At 73.2% G+C, this 19,643-nt stretch carries 16 protein-coding genes; 9 read left to right on the top strand and 7 right to left on the bottom strand.

Features of this window, described 5'->3' with window-relative positions; translation table 11 throughout:
- Positions 1–19: 19 nt before the first annotated feature.
- The 4 genes from ABFJ78_RS34575 to ABFJ78_RS34560 are packed head-to-tail and all read left to right on the top strand — an operon-like array spanning position 20 to position 4,665.
- A complete protein-coding gene (locus ABFJ78_RS34575) occupies positions 20–493 on the top strand; it encodes a (2Fe-2S)-binding protein (RefSeq protein WP_436391242.1) in 474 nt (157 codons plus the stop codon).
- Positions 493–1,491, top strand: a complete 999-nt coding sequence (locus tag ABFJ78_RS34570) for an FAD binding domain-containing protein (RefSeq protein WP_436391240.1) — start codon at positions 493–495, stop codon at positions 1,489–1,491. Before ABFJ78_RS34575 ends, ABFJ78_RS34570 begins: the two co-directional genes overlap by 1 nt.
- Positions 1,488–3,659 carry a xanthine dehydrogenase family protein molybdopterin-binding subunit gene (locus tag ABFJ78_RS34565; RefSeq protein ID WP_436391238.1) on the top strand — a complete coding sequence of 724 codons (2,172 nt, stop codon included), beginning with the start codon at positions 1,488–1,490 and terminating at the stop codon, positions 3,657–3,659. The genes ABFJ78_RS34570 and ABFJ78_RS34565 overlap by 4 nt, the downstream gene beginning before the upstream one ends.
- Complete coding sequence (locus ABFJ78_RS34560) at positions 3,646–4,665, top strand: hypothetical protein (RefSeq protein WP_436391236.1); 1,020 nt, start codon at positions 3,646–3,648, stop codon at positions 4,663–4,665. Before ABFJ78_RS34565 ends, ABFJ78_RS34560 begins: the two co-directional genes overlap by 14 nt.
- 95 nt (positions 4,666–4,760) lie before the next feature.
- Here ABFJ78_RS34560 and ABFJ78_RS34555 read toward each other — a convergent pair whose 3' ends face one another.
- The 3 genes from ABFJ78_RS34555 to ABFJ78_RS34545 all read right to left on the bottom strand — a co-directional run bounded on the left by ABFJ78_RS34555 (position 4,761) and on the right by ABFJ78_RS34545 (position 9,500).
- Positions 4,761–5,099, bottom strand: a complete 339-nt coding sequence (locus ABFJ78_RS34555; protein WP_436391234.1) for a hypothetical protein — start codon at positions 5,097–5,099, stop codon at positions 4,761–4,763.
- Positions 5,100–5,217: 118 nt separating this feature from the next.
- Entirely contained in the window at positions 5,218–8,349 is a 3,132-nt protein-coding gene (locus ABFJ78_RS34550; RefSeq protein ID WP_436391232.1) for a family 43 glycosylhydrolase, read from the bottom strand.
- Between the two features lie 590 nt (positions 8,350–8,939).
- Positions 8,940–9,500: a TetR family transcriptional regulator gene (locus ABFJ78_RS34545; protein WP_436391231.1), complete on the bottom strand. Its 561-nt coding sequence runs from the start codon at positions 9,498–9,500 to the stop codon at positions 8,940–8,942.
- 104 nt (positions 9,501–9,604) lie between these two features.
- On the opposite strand from ABFJ78_RS34545, the gene ABFJ78_RS34540 reads away from it, so the two are divergent.
- Complete coding sequence (locus ABFJ78_RS34540) at positions 9,605–11,167, top strand: GMC oxidoreductase (protein WP_436391229.1); 1,563 nt, start codon at positions 9,605–9,607, stop codon at positions 11,165–11,167.
- A gap of 15 nt (positions 11,168–11,182) precedes the next feature.
- On the top strand, positions 11,183–12,349 hold the full coding sequence (locus tag ABFJ78_RS34535) for a lipase family protein (RefSeq protein WP_436391227.1): 1,167 nt from the start codon (positions 11,183–11,185) through the stop codon (positions 12,347–12,349).
- Here the strand turns inward: ABFJ78_RS34535 and ABFJ78_RS34530 are convergent.
- Positions 12,301–13,233, bottom strand: a complete 933-nt coding sequence (locus tag ABFJ78_RS34530) for a hypothetical protein (protein WP_436391225.1) — start codon at positions 13,231–13,233, stop codon at positions 12,301–12,303. The genes ABFJ78_RS34535 and ABFJ78_RS34530 overlap by 49 nt on opposite strands.
- A gap of 13 nt (positions 13,234–13,246) precedes the next feature.
- Positions 13,247–14,320, bottom strand: coding sequence for an alcohol dehydrogenase catalytic domain-containing protein (locus tag ABFJ78_RS34525; RefSeq protein WP_436391224.1), 1,074 nt, complete (start codon positions 14,318–14,320; stop codon positions 13,247–13,249).
- A 79-nt stretch (positions 14,321–14,399) separates the two neighbouring features.
- Between ABFJ78_RS34525 and ABFJ78_RS34520 the strand changes: the two genes are divergently transcribed.
- A complete protein-coding gene (locus tag ABFJ78_RS34520; RefSeq protein ID WP_436391223.1) occupies positions 14,400–15,179 on the top strand; it encodes a helix-turn-helix transcriptional regulator in 780 nt (259 codons plus the stop codon).
- Here the strand turns inward: ABFJ78_RS34520 and ABFJ78_RS34515 are convergent.
- Positions 15,155–15,733, bottom strand: a complete 579-nt coding sequence (locus tag ABFJ78_RS34515) for a TetR/AcrR family transcriptional regulator (RefSeq protein WP_436391222.1) — start codon at positions 15,731–15,733, stop codon at positions 15,155–15,157. The genes ABFJ78_RS34520 and ABFJ78_RS34515 overlap by 25 nt on opposite strands.
- 61 nt (positions 15,734–15,794) lie before the next feature.
- Here ABFJ78_RS34515 and ABFJ78_RS34510 point away from each other — a divergent pair, with 61 nt between their 5' ends.
- Positions 15,795–16,793 (top strand): hypothetical protein, encoded by a 999-nt coding sequence (locus tag ABFJ78_RS34510; RefSeq protein ID WP_436391221.1) that lies wholly within the window; start codon positions 15,795–15,797, stop codon positions 16,791–16,793.
- A gap of 105 nt (positions 16,794–16,898) precedes the next feature.
- The gene (locus ABFJ78_RS34505; protein ID WP_436391220.1) at positions 16,899–18,872 is read left to right on the top strand and encodes a WD40 repeat domain-containing serine/threonine protein kinase; all 1,974 of its coding nucleotides are present in this window, start codon (positions 16,899–16,901) and stop codon (positions 18,870–18,872) included.
- A gap of 1 nt (position 18,873) precedes the next feature.
- On the opposite strand, the gene ABFJ78_RS34500 is transcribed toward ABFJ78_RS34505, so the two are convergent.
- Positions 18,874–19,599, bottom strand: a complete 726-nt coding sequence (locus ABFJ78_RS34500) for an alpha/beta fold hydrolase (protein WP_436391219.1) — start codon at positions 19,597–19,599, stop codon at positions 18,874–18,876.
- Positions 19,600–19,643 lie beyond the last annotated feature (44 nt).

Genomic DNA, 19,643 nt, shown 5'->3' with positions numbered 1-19,643 from the left:
GCGGGTTAGCGTCGCCGGCGTGTCCACTCCGGAAATCATCGTCAACGGCGAGGCCGTCCGGCTCGAGCTCGATCCGCGTGAGTCGCTCCTCGACGTGCTGCGCGAACGGCTCGGCCTGACCGGCACCAAGAAGGGCTGTGACCAGGGCCACTGCGGTGCCTGCACCGTGCACCTCGGCGGCCGTCGCGTGGTCTCCTGCCTGACCCCGGCCGTGCAGGCCGCCGGGCAGGATGTCACCACCATCGAGGGCGTCGCCGGCCCCGGCGGGGCGCTGCACCCGCTGCAGCAGGCCTTCGTCGACAACGACGCGCTGCAGTGCGGCTACTGCACGCCCGGCCAGATCATGTCCGGCCTCGCCTGCATCGCCGAGGGCCACGCGGAAGACGACGACCAGATCCGCGAATACCTCAGCGGCAACCTGTGCCGCTGCGGTGCCTACGTCGGCATTGTTGCCGCCGTCCGGCAGACCGCCGACGCACGGAAGGAGGGCTGATGCGTCCTTTCGCCTACGTCGCGCCCGGCAGCCTCGCCGACGCCGTCGACGCCCTCCGCGACGCCGTCCCCGGCACGAAGGTCCTCGCCGGCGGTACGACGCTCTACGACCTCATGAAGCTCGGCATCGAGACCCCGCCCGCCGTCGTCGACGTGCACCGGCTGCCCGAGCTGACCACCATCGACGCCGGCGACGACGAGCTTTCCTTCGGCGCCGGCGCCCGGATGGCCGACGTCGCCGACCACCCGGCCGTCCGCGACGGGTACCCGGCCCTGTCCGAGTCGCTCTGGCGGGCCGCGTCCCAGCAGCTGCGCAACATGGCCACCGTCGGCGGGAACCTGCTGCAGCGCACCCGGTGCGGCTACTTCCGCGGCGGCCCGGAGTTCCCCTGCAACAAGCGCGAACCCGGCAGCGGCTGCGCGGCGCGGGACGGCCACGACCGCACCCACGCGCTGCTCGGCACCAGCGACGCGTGCATCGCCACCTACCCCGGCGACTGGGCCGTCGCGCTGCTCGCCTTCGACGCGGTCGTCGACGTCGTCGGTCCCCGCGGCGAACGCACGGTCGCCCTCGAGGACCTGCACGTCGAACCGGGCGACGACCCGGCGCGCGAACACACCCTCGACGCCGACGAGCTGATCCTGCGGATCCGCGTCCCGGCGACGCCCGCCGGCCGCGGCTCCACCTACCTGAAGATCCGCGACCGCGAGTCCTACGCCTTCGCGCTCGCCTCCGCCGCGGTCGCGCTGACCGTCGAAGACGGCGTGATCGGGGACTGCCGGGTCGCGCTCGGCGGCGTCGCCACGCGGCCGTGGCGGGCCGAGGACGCCGAACGCGCCCTGCGCGGCGCGCCCTTGACCGCCGAAGCCGCCCGGCACGCCGGGGAGATCGCCTTCGCCGGCGCGCGGCCCGGCACCTACAACGGATTCCGAGTCGAGTTGGGCATCCGCACGGTCGCCGACGCCGTGCGCATCGCCGGGGAGAGAGCCACCCGATGACCGACACGCGCCGCGTGGACGCCTACGAGAAGGTCACCGGCCAGGCCGCCTACGGCACCGACCGCGTCCCGGACGGCGTCGCCCACGCCACGCTCGCCCTGGCGAAAACCGGCCGCGGCCGGGTGTCGCATGTGGACACCACGGCGGCCGAGGCCGTGCCGGGCGTCCTGCTCGTCGTGACCCGCTTCGACGCCGAAGAGCTGGGCGGGCCCGGGTTCATCATGGGCGGCGGGTTCTCCTTCCAGAGCCTGCAGCCGCTGCTGGACGACCACATCGCCTACCGCGGCCAGCCGATCGCGCTCGTCGTCGCGGACACCCTGGTCGCCGCGACCGAAGCCGCCGAGCTCGTCACCGCCGAGTACGAGCCCGAGCCCTTCGCCGTCCACCTCGACGCCGAAGGCGCGACCACCCTGGTCCAGGAAGAGGCGATCCCGCTGCCGTTCCTCGCCGACATCAAGGTCGGCGACGCGGACGCGGCGGTCGACGCGAGCCCGGTCCGGATCGAGCGCACCTACGAGCACGCCGCGCAGCACGCGGTGCCGATGGAGCTGAACGGCGCCGTCGTCGAGTGGCGGGGCGAGACGCTCGTCGTGCACGAGGGCACCCAGAACGCCGCCGCGGTCCGGGCCGGGCTCGCCCAGCAACTCGGCTTCGACCCCGCGCACATCGAAGTGCGCTCGCCGTACGTCGGCGGCGGCTTCGGCCAGAAGAACTCGCTCCAGCCGCACCTCGGCCCGCTCGCCCTGGTGGCGCGGCGGCTCGGGCGGCCGGTCAAGCTCGTGCTGGCCCGCACCCAGACCTTCCACAACGGCAGCTTCCGGCCCGCGACGCGGCACCGCGTGCGGCTCGGCGCGGACGAGTCCGGCAAGATCCTCGCCGCCGTCCACGAGGTCGACCAGCAGACGTCGCGGCACGACCTGTTCCCGGCGATGCACACCGAGGTCACCTCGCGGCTCTACGGCTTCCCGGCCTTCCGGGGCCGGCACCGGCTCGTGCAGACCGACGTGCAGACGCCTGGCTACATGCGGGCGCCGTTCGAAAGCTCGGCGATGTTCGCGTTCGAGTCGGCGGTCGACGAGCTGGCCTACGCCACCGGCCAGGACCCGGTCGCGCTGCGCCTGGCCAACGACACGATGACCGACCCGGTGACCGGGCGGCCGTTCTCCACCCGGTTCCTCGCCGAGTGCCTCCGCCGCGGGGCCGAGCGGTTCGGCTGGGCGGACCGGAACCCGGAGCCCGGCTCGATGCGCGCGGCCGATGGTTCGCTCGTCGGCTGGGGCGTCGCCGCGGGCAACTACCCCGGCAACGTCGCGCCCGCTGTCGCGCACCTGACCGCGTACGCCAACGGCCGCGTGACGGTCGGCGTCGACGGCCACGAGATGGGCCAGGGCATCCGGTCGGCGATCGCGCTGCTCGTGTCCGGGGACCTCGGTATCCCGGTGGGCGACGTCGAAGTCCGCGTCGGCGACACCCGGTTCGCGCCGCAGCACCTCACGGCGGGTTCGTGGGGGACGGCGACCGCGCTGCCGGCCGTCCACGCCGGACTGCGGGAACTGCGCAAGCACCTGGACGCCGCGGACACCGGCGCGGTCGACGTCGCCCAGGCCGTCGGACGCGCGGGGCACCCGGTCGAGGTCGAAGCGGCCACGGTCGGGCCGGGGCAGGGCCCGGAGATGGTGGACCAGTCGAAGTCGGGGCACCTCGCCATCGCCGGCCCGGTCTACCCCGAGTTCAGCACGTTCAGCTGGATCGCCCACTTCGTCGAGGTCCGCGTGGAGCCGACGACGTGCCGGATCCGCGTGCCGCGCGTGGTCAGCGTCGTCGACTGCGGCCGGGTGGCCAGCCCGGTCACCGCGGCGAGCCAGGTCCGCGGCGGCGTGGTGTGGGGCATCGGCGGGGCGCTGCGCGAGGAGAGCCTGGCCGACGACCGGTTCGGCGGCTTCCTCAACTCGACGCTCGAGGAGTACCCGATCATGGTCAACGCCGACGTCCACCGGATCGACGTCGACTTCGTGGACGAGCCCGACCTGCGGTTCAACCCGGTCGGGGTGAAGGGGCTCGGCGAGGTCGCGATGGTCGGCGTCGCGGCCGCGGTGGCCAACGCCGTGCACCACGCCACCGGACGGCGGCACCACCGGCTGCCGATCCGCCTCGATGACGTCCTCTGACCAGGCGTCCTCCGCGCGGAAGACGGACGACCGCCCGGCGGTCTGCCGGCCGGACGCGCTGAGCCCGGAAGCCCTGGCCGGTGCGCGCCGGGCGCAACCCCGGCGCGGGCTGCTCGGCCTGGTGTTCGTCCTGCCGGTGGCCGCGCTGCTGGCGGCGGGCGCCGGCGGCCCGGTGCGCTCGCTGGAGGTGCTCGGACCGCCGGTCACCTTCGCGCTGCCGATCGTCGCGATGATCGCGTTCTGGTGGGAGGACTGGCCGGGCACGCTCCTGCGCGGCGGCTGGCCCGGCCTCTCCGACACGGCGCTCGTGGCGGCCGGGGGAGCGGCGCTGACGCTGCTCGGCCGAGCCGTCACCGGGACGGCGGCCGTACCGCTGGCGGCCGGCATCTTCACGCTGATGCTGCAGGTGACGCTGGTCGGCGAGGGCTGGCCGGTGCGCGGCCGGGGTGTGCGCTGGCCGGGCGTCGCGGCCTTGGCGGTGTGCTGGATCGCCGGGTGGGTGCTGTACCGGGGCCTGGTCGGGACCGGCCTCGTGCCGGGCGAGGACTACGGCGCGTGGTTCGCGGTGCTGGGTGCCGCGCAGATGGTCTGGTACGTGGCGTTGCGCGGCTGGCCGTTCGCCCGGATCCGGCGGCGCGCGGTCCGGCTCGCGACGGCGCACGCCGCGGTCGTCGCCTGTGCCTGGGCGGGCTACCTCGCGCTACCCGGGGACTGGACCGCGCCGGTCGCCGGTGCGGTCATCGCGTCGGTGCTCGTCGTGGCGATGCTCTTCGAGGCGTGGCCGGGGATCCGGCTGACGCCGGTGCCGGGCCGCGGCACGGTCCTGGTGGTGGTGACGCTGCTGACGGCGGCGCTGGGGTGGCTCGTCCCGCTGGTGGCGCGCGGGGCCGGGGTGCCGGACCGGCTGGTCGCGGCGTGGACGACGCACACGACGTTGAACGCGCTCAGCCTGGCGGTGATCCTGCACGTGGCGGTCTGGCGCCGCTGGCCGGTTTCAGCGCCGTGACGCGGCGGTCGCCAGCTGCTCGGTGATCTGGGCGAGCAGCTCGGTCGCGGCCTGGCCCAGCGCGGCCAGGTCGGCCAGCGTCGTCTCTTCGGACTTCACAGGTCTTCCTCGAAGGCTTCGTGACGGGCGATGACGGCTTCGGCGAACGCCGTGTGCACGCGGAGGTACTCGTCGCGGCCGACCGCCGCGTCCGCCCACTCGTGCCAGCGGATGTGCGCCTCGGCCACGTCGATCTGCGCGGCCGCCGCGACCGTGGCGGGCGCCGTGCCGGCGAGGATCGCGTGGTGCATGAGGGACGGCGAAGACCGCCGGGCGAGCTCGGCCAGCGCGGCGAGGCGGCCGAGTTCGGTGAGCGCGTCGGAGGCAACCGGACGGCGACGCGGCACGGGGACCGGGCGCGAGCTTTCGAGGCCGTCGGTCAGGACGCTGGTCATCAAACGACTCCTGGGCGGAAGCGGCGAACAGACACCAACGGCGGACGTTTACCCCGCTCATACCGGGGTAAACGCCACCGCTGGTGATCTCCGTCTCACCGGTTCGGGTGGCCCCGCGTCAGCTGTAGCGGACCTTCCCCCGGCACTGCGGGATCCGCTCCGGCCGCACGCTCTCCAGCGTCGGCGTCACCGGCGCGATCGTCCCGTCGCGCCGGAACGTCAGCTTGTCGATCGTCGTCTCGCGGTGGGTGCCGTCGCCGCCCGGGATGCCGAACCGGTGGTACGCGAGGTACCAGTCGTCGGTGCCCGGGACCTGCAGCATCGAGCTGTGCCCGGTGCCGAGGACGCCCAGGTGCGCGTCCTTGCTCAGGATCAGGCCGTGGTTGGTGAACGGCCCCGTCGGCGACGGCGCCGTCGCGTAGCCGACGCGGTAGTCCTCGCTGCGGGTGTCGTCGATCGACCAGCTCAGGTAGTACGTCCCGTTCCGCCGCGCCATGAACAAGCCCTCGCGGAACCCGTCCAGGCCGGTGAGCCGGGTGATCTTCGCCGGGTCGAACGACACCATGTCGTCGTTCAGCGGCACCACGTACGCGTTCCCGTTGCCCCAGTACAGGTACGGCTGCCCGCCGGCGTCGACGAACACCGCCGGGTCGATCGCCTGGCCGCCGTCGGGGTTGGTCGCGATGAGCGGCTTCCCCGAGTCGACGAACGGGCCGGTCGGCGAGTCGCTCACCGCCACGCCGATCTTGGCCTCCGCGCAGAAGTAGAAGTAGTACTTGCCGTTGCGCTGCGCGATCGTCGGCGCCCAGGCGTTCTTGTCGGCCCAGGAGACGTCCGGGCCGAGGTCGAGGACGACGCCGTCGTCCGTCCAGTTCACCAGGTCCTTCGACGACCACGCCGAGAACTTCGTGCCGCTCCAGCCGTCGAAGCCGTCGGTCGTCGGGTACAGGTAGTACGTGTCGCCGAACGCGACGATGTTCGGGTCGGCGTGGTAGCCGGGCAGGACCGGGCTGCGCGTCTCGTGGGCCTCGACCGTCCACACGCGACGGTCACCGCCCGTGCCGGTCACGGTGAACCGCCGCGGCCGGCTCAGGTCCACGGTCCGGGTGTCCGGCGTGATCGTGGCGCCCGGGGCCAGCCCGAACTTCGGCGACAGCCGGTGCAGGTCCGTTCCGGGCTTGACCGGCAGCACGACCGTCGACGCGCCGGAGTCGATGACGGCCGGTGTCTTCAGCGAAGCCAGTTCCACCGAGCGGATCGTCGTGCTGTTGGACGGCAGCGCGGAGACCTCGAGTCCCGACAGGGCACGGTTGTAGAGCCGCACGTCCTTCATCTTGCCGCGGAAGTACTTGTCGCCCGCGTACACCGACCGGCCCAGGTAGTTGGCCGCGGTCACGCCGTCGCCGAGGTCGGCCGGCTTGATCGTCGCGTTCGCGTTGCGCCCCACTTCGACGCCGTCGAGGTAGAGCACCGCCACGCCGTCGCCGACGGTCAGCGTCAGGTTCTTCCAGACCCCGCGCGGCAGTCCGCCGCTCGCCGCCACCTGCTGTTCGGTCGTCCAGTTCCCGGTCGCGATCGCGCCGCGCAGCCCGCCGCTCGCGGTGCCGCCGGTGGTGAACAGGTAGCCGTCGCCGGTCCCGTCCTTCGCGGTGTTGCCCAGACCCCACAGGAAGTACGGCGTCTGCTGGGCCGGGTCGACCAGGACGTCGGCGGACACGGTCGCCGCGGCCGCGCCGGTCAGCAGGTTGTTCGGCAGCTGGACGTGGCCGTTCGTGCCACCGAAGGCCAGCGAGCCGCCGGCCCAGGAGACGTCCCCGGCGAGGGCGCCGTCGTAGCCGTGGCCGGTCGTGTCGGCCGCGACCGGGCCGGACTTCGCGTCCAGCGGCCAGTGCGCGACCAGGCCGTCCGCGTCCGCGCGCACGGGCGCCGGGGGAGCGCTCAACCGGTCCATTTCCGCCCGCGTGACCGGCAGGACGGTGCCGTGCCGCGGCGACGCGGGCAGGTGCGCGCCCGCGGACATCGTCCACTTGCCCGAGTTCAGGTCGGTGGATTCGAACGGGACGTAACCCCGGCCGCCGAACTCGTCGATGAACAGGTACCACTTGTCCTCGGTGTTGGACTTGAACCCGGTGGGGCCTTCGCCCGCGGACAGACCGGGACTGGTCGCGGTCGCCTTGCCGATGCAGTCGGCGACGAAGCCGTAGTGCGGGTCGAGCAGGTCGGTGGACTTCTCTTCGGTGATGAACTTGCTGCACGGCGTCGACGAGGTGTTGTTGCGCTCGTCCTTGGTGAAGCGATAGTAGGTGTCCTGGTTCTTGATGACCGTCGAGTCGATCACCGAGTAGCCCGGGTCGTTCCACACCTGCGGCGCGGTGAAGGTGACGAAGTCGCGCGTGGTCGCGTACATCATCCGGTTGTAGCTGTCCCCGGTGTGGTTCGGGTCGCTCTCGGCGTAGAGCTTGGAAGCCCAGTAGACGACGTAGGTTCCTCGCTTGGCGTCCCAGAACGCTTCGGGGGCCCAGGTGTTGCCGGCGGCCGGCGGGGAGACCTGGACGCTGCGCTGGCGCGACCAGTGCGCCAGGTCGGTGGACTCCCAGACCATGATCGACCGGCTGCCGGTGCGCTGGGCGGCGTCCCAGCCGCGGCCGGCGTAGATCCGCAGGTCGGTGGCGAGCAGGTAGAACTTGTCGCCGTCGGGGGAGCGGAGGATGAACGGGTCGCGCACGCCCCGCTCGCCGAGACTCGACTTGAGCACCGGGCGGCCGTGGTTCAGCTCGGTCCAGTTCAGCGGGTCGTTGCCCTTGCTGAGCGCCGAGTAGATCTGCTCGCCGTCGGAGGTGCCTTCGCCGGTGAAGTAGAAGAAGCTGTAGCCCGCCAAGGGTTCTTGCTTCGGCTTCGGGACGACGGTGGCGGTGAACCGCCGCGTCGTGCTCTGGCGGCCGAGGCTCACTTTCGCGGTCAGGACGACCTTCGCGGGCTGAGCGCCGGTCGGCGGCCGGGTGACCTCACCGGTCGGGGTGATGACGGCGGGCGCGGACGACGTCCAGGCGACGCTCGTGCCGTCCGCGCCGCTCGTCGGCAGGGTCAGGTTGCCGCGGACGTCGTCGATGCCGGGCACGGACAGGGTGCTCGCGGCTTCCCGGACTCCGTCGGACGGGGGCGCGGCGCCGGCACCGGCGGTGCCCAGCGGGACGAGTGCGGCCGCGACGGCCAGCACGACGCCGAAACGGCGCGGGGAGAACAACTTCATCGTTGTCGGTTCCTTCGGGGGCGCGTCGGGGACCAGTGAATGTTAACGTTAACATCGAATGGAGCACGCTGACCTTAGAGTCCGTCGTGTCCGCTGGTCAAGAGGCCGCCCGGGTTCCGGCACCGGTCAGTCGCGGCGAGGCGCTCCGGAAATACGCGGAAGCGTTGCCGACGACTCCGCGACGAGCGATGCCGCGGCACCTCGACCGGGCACCGCGGCATCCTTTGTGGACGGTCGGGTCAACGGGGCGTGGCGGACGTCCCGGCCGGCGTTCGCGAGGCCTGCCGCGCTCGCTTCCGCTGGATGGCTTCCTGTTCGCGCTGCAGTTTGGCGTGCCAGGCTCCTGAGTCGTTGGTCATGGTGCACTCCGGTGGGCGAAAAATGTGCGTGGCTGTGCCGTGCCGCGGGCGAACCCGGTCACGGGCGGAGGGGCGGCCCGGCGAAGGAGGACCTGGGATCCGGGGTGCCGTGCCGTGTCCCCGAAGTACCCAGGCTTCCCGCCGGTCAACCACGATTTTGTGGTCCGACCTGCGGATCTTCGCTGCGCGACCGGGGTTCACACGTTCGGCGCAAGGAGTGCTCCAGGCGGGCTAAGTGTGTTCCGCACCCGGCTCACGCGTAGCGGCCAGGCCGTCGAGGAACACCCGCACCAGGCGCTCGGCCGGTTCCGCCGCCACCAGCGCCGCCTCGTGCATCTCGAACAGCAGCGCCAGATCCGCCGGTTCCAGGTCCGCGCGCACACTGCCTTCGCGTTGCGCTTCCTCGAAAGCCGGGCGCAGCAACGAAACCAGCGCCTGCGTGTACTGGCGTTGGCTGCGCTCCGGCAGTTCGCGGAACAGCCGGACGAGCGGGCGCCGCCGGGCCTGCATGGCCAGCACCGTCCGCAGCAGCTCGCGGAACGGCTCCGGCCCGCGCGCCCGGTTCTTCAGTGCCGCCAAGTGGTGGGCCGCGACCGCGAGGGCCAGTGCCGTGCGGTCGGGGAAGTGCCGGTAGACCGTCGCGCGGCCGAGCCCGGCGCGGCGGGCGACCTCGTCCAGGACGACGTCGGCGTCCTCGCTGAACGCCTCGTCGGCGGCGCGGAGGATCGCCTCGCGGTTGCGGCGGGCGTCGACGCGCCGGGGCACGGCCGCGGACGGTCGCACAGCGCGCATGACCCCGGACCCTACTCGCGAGTAGTGAGACCGGCAATCCGTTCCATCTCTCGGTTCGGATTCCTAAGGTCACCGAAAGTCACCGTCGCCGAAGGAGCCGCCCCATGCGCAGCCTGAACCGCCGAACCGTCCTGCGGGGCGCGGCCGCCGTCGCGGGCGTCGCCGCGCTCGGGGCGGGCCGGGTGCCGGTCACCCGGGAAGAGCACCGGGTCGTCGTCATCGGGTCCGGGTTCGGCGGCGGGGTCACGGCGCTGCGGCTCGCGCAGGCCGGCGTGCCGGTGCTGGTGCTCGAACGCGGCCGCCGCTGGCCGACCGGGCCCGGCGCCGAGACGTTCCCGCACCCGACGTCGGCGCCCGACAAGCGGATCTTCTGGCTGGGCTCCGCCCCAGCGCTGCCAGGACTGCCGTCGCTGCCGCCGTTCGAGCGCTACACCGGGCTGCTCGAGCAAGTCAGCGGTCAGGGCATGAGCATGATGTGCGCGGCCGGCGTCGGCGGCGGGTCGCTCGTCTACCAGGGCATGACGCTGCAGCCGACGGCCGAGCTCTTCCACGCCTGCTTCCCCGAACAGCTCGACTACGCGCGGCTGGACGCCGAGTACTACCCACGCGTCGCCCGCATGCTGGGCATCGCGCCCGCCCCGGACGCCCTCATCGAAAGCAAGTCGTACAAGGCGTCACGGGTCTTCGCCCGCAACGCGCGCAACGCCGGCTACGCGGTCGAGAAGATCCCGATGCCGATCGACTGGGACTTCGCCCTGCGCGAGCTGAACGGCGAGATGAAACCGTCCTACACCAACGGCGACTGCGCGCTCGGCGCCAACAACGGCGGCAAGCACTCGGTCGACGTCACCTACCTCGCCGCCGCCGAGGCCACCGGCCGCTGCACGGTGGCGACCCTCCACAACGTCACCGACGTCGCCCTGGCCCCGGACGGCCGCTGGGAGATCCGCGCCGACCGCATCGACACCGCCGGAACCGTGCTGGAGCGGAAGGTCCTCACGGCGAAAGCGCTCGTCATGGCGGCCGGCACGGCGAACACGACCCGGCTGCTGATGCGCGCCGGCGCGAAGGGCGACATCCCCGACCTGCCCGACGCGCTCGGCGCCGGCTGGGGCAGCAACGGCGACCGCATCTACACCTGGACCGACCTCGCCGACGACTTCGGCGCCCCGCAGGGCGGCCCGGTCGTCTACGGCAGCAAGGAGTGGGCCGACCCGGCGACGGCCAACACCGTCATCCAGGCGTCGCTGCCGCCGCTGCCGGACCTGCGGACCACGATGCTCGTCGGGTACGGGATCAGCGGCGGCCGCGGCCGGTTCGTCTACGACGCGGCGAAGGACGACGCCGTCCTGCACTGGCCGGCGAACGCCGACGCGAAGCTCGGCGCGCGCATCCACGAACGCGTCTCCCGCATCGCCGGCCCGCTCGGCGTGCTGCTCGACACGACCGCCGTCGCGCCCAGCACGTGGCACCCGCTCGGCGGCGCCGCGCTGGGCTCGGTCTGCGACCTCGACGGCCGCGTGCTCGGCCACCGCGGCCTCTACGTCCTCGACGGCGCGCTGATGCCCGGCACGACCGCCGCCTGCAACCCCTCGATGACCATCGCCGCGCTCGCCGAGCGCGCGCTGGACCACCTGATCGCCGAAGACGTCGATCGCGTCTTCTGAAGCCCTGGAGATCTCATGCGTCGCTTGTGGACGGTCCTGCTGGCCGTCGTCCTGGTGCTCACCACGGCCGGCCCGGCGATCGCCGCCGATCCGCCGCGCGGGCCGGACGGCGACGCGTTCTACACGCCGCCGAGCCCGCTGCCGGCCGGCGCCGACGGCGACGTCGTCTGGTGGCGGCCGCTGCCGGACTCCGGCCCGGCCAAGGGATTCCTCGTGCTGTACCGGTCGAGGTCCGCGACCGGCAATCCGATCGCGGTGTCGGGCCGCGTCCTGGTCCCGACGGCGCCGTGGACCGGCGCCGGCCCGCGGCCGATCGTCTCGGTGGCCGGCGGCACCCGCGGCATCGGCGACCGCTGCGCACCCTCGAAGTTCCAGCCGGACTACGAGAAACCGCTGTTCGTCGACGCGATGCTGAGCCGCGGCTGGGCCGTCGCGATCACCGACTACGAGGGCCTCGGCACGCCGGGCCTGCACACCTACGTCGTCGGCCGCTCGGAGGGGCACACGGTGATCGACGCGGTCCGCGCGGCCACCCGGCTGCCGGCCGCGGGGCTCGCGGCGGGCGGGCCGGTCGCGTTCTCCGGCTACTCCCAGGGCGGCGGGGGAGCGGCGTGGGCGGGTGAGCTGGCGCCGTCGTACGCGCCGGAACTGCACGTCGCCGGCATCACGGCCGGCGGGACGCCCGCGGACCTGAACGTCGTGGCGAAGAGCCTCGACGGCGGTGTCGGGTTCGGGTTCCTGCTGCTGTCGGCGCTGGGCCTGGACGCGGCGTACCCGGAGCTGGACCTGCCGGACTACCTCAACGACCGTGGCCGCACGCTGTACGAGACGCAGCAGGACGCCTGCGTCGACGCGGTGTTCGGCTACGCGTTCGGGCGCATCGCCGACTACACGACGGCCAACCCGCTGACGACGGCGAAGTGGCAGGCGAGGCTGGCGGAGAACGAACTGGGCGCCCGGCCGCCGCACGCGCCGGTCTTCCTGTTCCACGGCAGCCTCGACGAGATCATCCCGCTGTCGCAGGCCCAGACGCTGCGGCGTGAGTACTGCGCGGCCGGGGTGGACGTCACGTGGGGCACGTACCTCGGCGAGCACGTGACGACGCTGGCGTTTTCCGCCGGCGACGTCGTGAACTACCTCGGCGACCGGTTCGCGGGCAAGCCCGCGCGCTCCAACTGCTGAGCGATCTCGTCCCGCGGGTACGGCGTCTTGCGGCTTTCGGTGTGGAGCGCGAAGTAGAAGGCGTTGACGACTGCGGCCAGTTCGGCATAGCCACGGAGGCCGGTGTCGTCGAGGTCGTGCCGGACGGCCCAGTTCAGCAGGCGGGTCAGCACGTAGGCCCGGTCGTGCGCGGAGTGGTCGGCGAGGAACTCCGCTTCGGCCGCCGAAAGCGCGAAGCCCGGCATCACGGCGAGGCCGAAGTCGGTGAGGTAGAGCCGGTCCCCGTCGGTGAGGATGTTCGCGAAGTGCGCGTCGAAATGCTGAACCCCCTGGCCCGCCAGGAACTCCGTGACGCGACGGAGGTCCCGGTGGGCCAGGGCCAAGCCGCCGGGGTTGGCGGTGAGCCAGCGCGCGAGGTCCTGCGGCAGGTGTTCGAGGAACAGCACGAGATCGGTGGTGGCGCCGGCGAGCGCTTCGAGCCGGCGCCGGACACCCGCGTCGCCGTGCCAGAACGCGACGTCCCGCTCGATGTCCGTGCTGGGGCGCGGCACACCGGGCAGCACCCGCCAGTGGTGCAGGAGCGGGAAGTTCTCGCAGGCGCCGGTGCTGACCCAGTCGGTCGCCGCCAGGTGCGCTTCCAGCTCGCGCCACGCCCCGCCGCCCGCCGAGCCGACGCCGTAGTGCGACCACGGCGGCAGCCCGTAGAGGTCCGCCGTGGAACGCGGGTTCGCCAGTTCGATGTCGGTCAGCGCGACCCGCTTCACGAACACCGGCTCGCCCGCCACCTCCAGCAGCCAGGTCGACCCGCCGATCCCGGTGCCGAGCGGGCGAGCCGAATCCAGCAGGTCGTCGGGTGCCTCGGCGAGGGCCGCGGCGATCTTCGCGTGGCGGTCGAGCCGGGTCATCCTTCGAAGCTACTCAAGGACGCACCACCGTGACGGCGAAGCGCGTCGTCGTGCCGGCCGCGTGGTCGAGCGCCGCCGCGATGTCGTCGAGCCCGAACTCGGTGACGGCGAACAGGTCCAGGTCCAGCAGGCCGGCGCGCGCGAGCGCGATCAGGCTCGCGTTCGCCGTCCGCGGGGCCAGCCACTGGCCGCGCAGGGTGATGTTGTTGCGCATGAGCCACGGGTACGGCAGGGCGAGGTCGTCGCCGCCGAGCATGCCGACCCCGCCCATCAGCACCACCCGGCCGTGCTCGCGGACGGTCATCGCCGCCACGCGCACGGGCGCCGTGCCCGCCGACGGCGGCAGCAGGTCCAGGACGACGTCGATCGGACCGGGCGCCGCGTGGCGCAGGCGGGCCGTGTCGTCGTCGCCGGTGAGCCGCACGGTCCGGACGCGCGCGCCGAACCGCCGTTCGAGGTCGTCGAGAGCCGCCTCGTTCCGGCCCGGCGCGACCACGCACGCCGCGCCCATCGCGAGCGCGACGGCGACGGCCGCGCTGCCGAAGTTCCCGGTGGCGCCGCTGACCAGCACGGTCTCGCCCGGCCGCAGATCCGCCGCGAGCAGTCCGCCGTACGGCACGAGACACAACGTGAGCGCGGTCCACCGGCCGGCGTCGGCGGGGTCGATCGGGCCGAGCGGGACCGCGTTCTCGGTCGGCACGAGCACCTGCTCGGCGTACGAGCCGTGGCCGAAGTGCCGCTGCAGGAACAGGCCGCCGTCGCCGCGTGCGCTCAGGCCTTGGAGCGTGATGTCCGGGGTGAGAGCGTCATCGCGGGAGCGGACGGTGGGATCGCACAGGACCCAGTCGCCGGGCTTCAGCCGGGTCGCGTCCGGGCCGGTCGCGCGCACCCGGCCGACCGCGCCGGCGCCGGGCACGACCGGCAGCGTCAGCAGGTAGTTCCGCTCGCCGCGGAACACCTCCGCCGCGTAGGGCAGCACGCCCGCCGCGACGACGTCGACCAGCACTTCGCCCGTGCCGAGCACCGGGTCGGGGACATCGCACACCGACAGCGGCTTACCGAATTCTTCGAGGACAGCGGCTTTCATACCGCCATCCTCGGGAAGATCGGGAGCGGTAACCAGACCTGGTATTGTCCTGGGACTGTCGAGTGCCACGGAGGTCCTCATGCCGGACGCGGCGCGAGCGGGGCTGGGAGAGTTCCTGCGGTCCCGGCGCGAGCGGCTGAACCCGGCAGCGCTCGGGCTGCCGGACCGCCGCCGGCGCCGGACGCCCGGGCTGCGTCGCGAAGAGGTCGCCGAACTGGCCGGCATCGGCGTCGACTGGTACATCCGGCTCGAGCAGGGCCGCACGGTCAGCCCGTCGGCCGCGACGGTCGAAGCCCTCGCGGGTGCCCTGCGGCTGGACGACGCCGAGCGCGCCCACCTGCGTGCCCTCGCCCGGAACCCGGCCCGGACCCCGTTCGCGCGCGAACAGGTGCCGGCAGCCACCCGCCGGCTCGTCGAAGGCCTGAGCGAGCCGGCGTACGTGACGGGCCGCCGCTGGGACGTGCTGGCCTGGAACCACGCGGCGGCCGAGCTGTTCACCGACTTCGCCGCGCTGCCGGAAGCGGACCGGAACGTCCTGGTCTTCCTGCTGCTCGACGCGCGCGGCCGGCTGTTGTTCGGCCGGGGCTGGGCCGCGCAGGCCGAGCACGCGGTGGCGCAGTTCCGCTCCGCGCACGACCTGTGGGCCGGCGACCCGGCGTTCACCGGGCTGGCGGCGCGGCTGCGCTCGGGCTGCCGCGAGTTCGCGAAGTGGTGGGACCGCCACGACGTCGGCCGGAGCGGTCCGGGCCGGAAGACGTTGTACAGCCCGGATCCGGCGGACTTCGACTACGCGACGTTCCAGGTCGCCGAGGATCCGGCGCTGCGCCTGACGATCTACGCGCCCACCAGCGGCAAGTAGACGTCGTCGACGATCCCGACGAGCACCGAATCGTCCACAGTGGTCAGTCCGCGCGTGAGGAATTCGTTGCGCAGCAGCACGAGCGCCACAGTGGCGACGCGCGGGTTCCGGGCTTCGGGGCGCGCCTCGCCGCGCGCGACGGCCCGGTCGACGAGCGTGAGCCACGGCTTCGTCCCGCCCTCGGCGGCCTGGTCGTGCAGCCGCTGCCGGAGCTCCGGTTCGTCGCCGACGCCGGTCAGCAGCCCGCGCAGGATCCGGGCGGCGGGGGAGGACTGGCCGCAGTTGATCGCGCGCAGCAGGGCCAGCGCGTCGTCGCGGAGGCTGCCGGTGTCGGGCGGAGTGAGCCGGTCCTCGGCGACGTGCCGGTAGGCGGCGACGCCGAGCGCGGCGCGGTTCGGCCAGCGGCGGTAGATCGCGTTCTTGTTGGTGCCGGCCCGGTGCGCGACGCGTTCCATCGTCAGGCCGGGGTAGCCGGCTTCGGCGAGCTCGTCCGCGGCCGCGCGCAGGATCGCGTCTTCCAGTTCGGCGCCGCGGCGGCGGGTCTTCTCGGCCATGTGCGGCAGTGTACCGCTTTAGGGTACGGTACGGACCGTACCCTAAATTTCCGGAGGAACTGTGAGAGCCAAGGGCATCGGCTACGACACGGGCTTGGCGCGCGGCGGGCGGTTCAACCGCCCGTTCGACCCGGACCTGGTCCGCCGCGAGCTGACGATCATCCGCGACGACCTGCACTGCACGGCGGTGCGGCTGATCGGCACGGACCTGGACCGGATCGAGCACGCCGCGCGTGAGGCGGCCGCGCTCGGCCTGGAGGTCTGGTTCTCGCCGTTCCCCTGGGACCTCCGCCCGGCGGAGATCCTGGACCTGCTGGCCGACGGCGCCGCGCGGGCCGAACGCCTCCGCACGGTCGGCGCCGAGGTCGTGTTCGTCACCGGGGCCGAGCTGAGCCTGTTCAACCACGGCTTCCTGCCGGGCGACGACCTCCCCGCCCGGGTGGCCGGGCTGAAGGCGTCGCGGGAGCTCGTCGCGGGACTGCCGGCGCAGGTGAACGCATTCCTGGCGCGCGCGGTCGAGGCGGTCCGGGCGCGGTTCGGCGGCCGCGTCACGTACGCGTCGGTGCCGCTGGAGCGGGTGGACTGGACGCCGTTCGACATCGTTTCGGTGGACGCGCACCGGTCGAAGGAGGTCGAGCACGTGTATCGCGAGGGCGTCCGCACGCTGGTCGCCTCGGGCAAACCGGTGGCGATCACGGAGTTCGGCGTGACGCCCTACCGCGGCGCGGCCGACCTCGGCGCCCGCTGCGGCGAAATCGTCGAGTACGAGGGCGACGAGCCGGTCCGGCTGAACGGCTCGTACGTGCGGGACGAAGAGGAGCAGGCGCGGTACTTCCGCGAGCTGCTGGAGGTGTTCGAGACCGAGGGCGTCGACGCGGCGTTCGCCTGCACGTTCGTGTGCTACGGGCTGGTGCACCGGGCCGATCCCCGGGCGGACCTGGACATGGCGAGCTGGGGCGTGGTGAAGGTGCTGGCGGAGGGCAAGGGGGAGACGTACGCGGACGTGCCGTGGGAACCGAAGGCGGCGTTCGGCGCCTTGGCCGAGTGCTACGCCGGTTGACGAATCCGCCTACGCCGAACCGGCCCGGCTGCTAACGTCCGGCGAAGGATGCACCGGGGGCGGCCCGCTCGCCGGCGAGCGATCACGCGTCGGCGAGGAGAGGCGATGGCGCAGCTCCTCCGGGGGCGGTACCGGCTCGGCTCGGTACTCGGCGAAGGCGGCTTCGGCAAGGTGTGGCGCGCGACCGACGAGCTGATCGGGCGGGTCGTCGCCGTCAAGGAACTGCGCCCGCCGGCCGGCCTCCCTTCCGACGGCCGGGAACTGATCGCCCGGCGCGCGTTGCGTGAGGCGCGCACCGCCGGGCAGATCAGCCACCCCGGTGTCGTCGCGATCCACGACGTCCTGCCCGCGACCGAAGACGACGACGCGGTGTACGTCGTCATGGAGCTGGTCGACGCTCCATCCTTGGCGGAGGTGCTGGATCGCGAAGGGCCGCTGCCCGCGAAGCGGGTCGCCGCGCTGGCGGTGCGGATCCTCGAAGCGCTGGCCGCGGCCCACCGGATCGGCGTGGTGCACCGGGACATCAAGCCGGGCAACGTGCTGGTCCTCCCCGGCGACCGGGTGAAGCTGATCGACTTCGGCATCGCCCACGCCGTCGACGAGACCCGGCTGACCCGCGACGGCGTGACGGGCTCCGCCGGCTACCTGGCTCCGGAGCTCCTCGAAGGCGAGGATCCGACGCTGGCCGCCGACCTGTGGTCCGTCGGGGCCACGCTCTTCCACGCCGTCGCGGGCCGGGGTCCGTTCGACCGCCCCGCCGCCGCGGCCGTCCTGCACGCGGTGCTGTACGCCGAGCTGCCGGCTCCACCGTGCGACGGCCCGCTCGCGCGGGTGATCACCGGGTGCCTCGTCCGCGATCCCGCCGCGCGCCTGACGGTCGAGCAGGCACTGGCGCTGCTGCGGCCCGGGGCCGCGAGCCCGCGGCCGGCCGATCCCGAAAAGACCGTGCCACAGCGGACGACCACGGTCGCCGCGACCGAGCCGATCGGGGCGAAGCCGCCTTCGCGCCCGGCGATGAAGCTCCCGGTGCTGTTCGCGATCGTGGGTCTGGTCGTCGCGCTGTTCGTCGCGTGGGCCGTGGCGGACTCCGGCGACGGGAAACCGCCGGTACCCGCGGCCGCGCTCGGCGCGCTTCCCGGCGCAGTGTCGTTGAGCGGGAACAACGTGCCGCACGCGGTGGCGTTCAGCCCGGACGGCCGCGTGCTCCTCACCGGAGCCGAGTCCGCGGCCCAGTTCTGGGACCTGGCCGACCCGGGCCATCCCCGGCCGGCTGGCCGGATACCGCGTCCCGGGCTGGGCGAGCCGTACACCGAGCTGGCCGCCTTCCGTCCCGACGGGCACGTCGTGGCCGTCACGGACCAGGAGATCGTCCAGCTGTGGAGCTCGGCCGACCCGGCGCACCCCGCGCCGCTCGGGCAGTTCACGACCCGGACGATGCCGTGCTGCGCCATCGACGCGCTGGCGTTCAGCCCGGACGGCCGGACGCTCGCGGTCTCCCGCACCGGAACGGTGGCGCTCTGGAACGTCGCCGACCCCGCCCATCCGGTGGAGCTGGGGTCTTCGCCGCGGCTGACCGGCGTTTCGTCCGCCGGCCTGCTGGCGTTCGGCCCCGACGGGCGCACCTTGGTGGTCGCCCAGGAAGACGTCGGACCGGCGCTGGTGCTGGACGTGGCGGACCCGGCGAAGATCACGACGCTCAGCGGCACGGACCCGGCCGACACGGCGGACGTGGCGGTGCGGCCCGACGGCCGCGGTTTCGTGGTCGGCAAGGCGAGTGCGTTCCAGCTGTGGACGACGTCGGTCCCCGCCCGGCCACAGGCCGTCGGCGCGGAACAGAAGCACGGGTACGGAGTGAGTTTTCTGGCGTTCGGCGCGGGTGGTCACCTCCTCGCCGTCGCCGGTTTCACCGGCACCATCGGACTGTGGGACGTTCCGGACGCCGGCGACGCGACGTTCAAGGGCGAGGCGGAGCTGCCCAAGGCGGGCGCGATCGACGGCGTGGTGCTCGGTCCGGACGGGCATCTCGTGGTTTCCGTGGCCCGGGACTCGAACGCGATCTCGTTGTGGCGGATCGGCTGACTCAGCCGGGCGCCAGGAACTCCACCATCGCCGTGGTCAGCTCCGGGCTCGACATCGCCGTGTAGTGGTCGCCCGGTACCCGGGCGAACCGGCCGTTCGGCAGGGCCGCGGCCAGCGCGTCCGCCGTCGCGTGACTGTGGTCCTCCTCGCCCACCACTACGAGCGTCGGCGTCGTGATCCGGTCGAGGCCGGTCGTCGGGACGTGCGTGCCCAGCACGTGCCGCAACACGACCGGGTCGCCGCCGGCCTGCCCGATCCAGTACGCCGGTGACCCGGGTGCCACGGATTCGCCGTCGATCAAGGCGGTCAGCGCCCGGTGGTAGACGCCGGTCCGCGAGGTCGCGCGCTGGACGGCGTCGAGGCTCTGGCCCGCGATGACCGCACGGCCGGGCCGGGCACCGCGGGCCAGCAGGCGCAGCACCACCCGGCCGCCGAACGAATAGCCGCCCAGGTCGTAGTCGTCGAGACCGAGTTGCTCGAGGAGTGCGAAGCCGTCGTCGGCCAGGACGTCGGGCGGGTAGGCGGCCGGGTCGTGCGGGTGGGCGCTCGTGCCGTGGCCGCGCAGGTCGGGCAGCAGCACGCGGTGCCCGTGGCCGGCGAGAACCTCGGCCGGGCCGAGCCAGTCGCGGCCTGAGCCGGTGAAGCCGTGGAACAGCACCAGCGGCCGGCCCGCGCCGAGGTCGCGGTAGGTGAGCTCCACGCCGTCGTAACCCCGGAAGTGCGGCATGGCACCAGCTTATCCATCAGATGAATCGCCGACCAAGAAGACCT

It is taken from the genome of Amycolatopsis sp. MEPSY49 (assembly GCF_051337345.1).
In the GTDB taxonomy this organism is placed as follows: Bacteria; Actinomycetota; Actinomycetes; order Mycobacteriales; family Pseudonocardiaceae; genus Amycolatopsis.
This window is presented reverse-complemented; position numbering and strand designations above follow the sequence as displayed.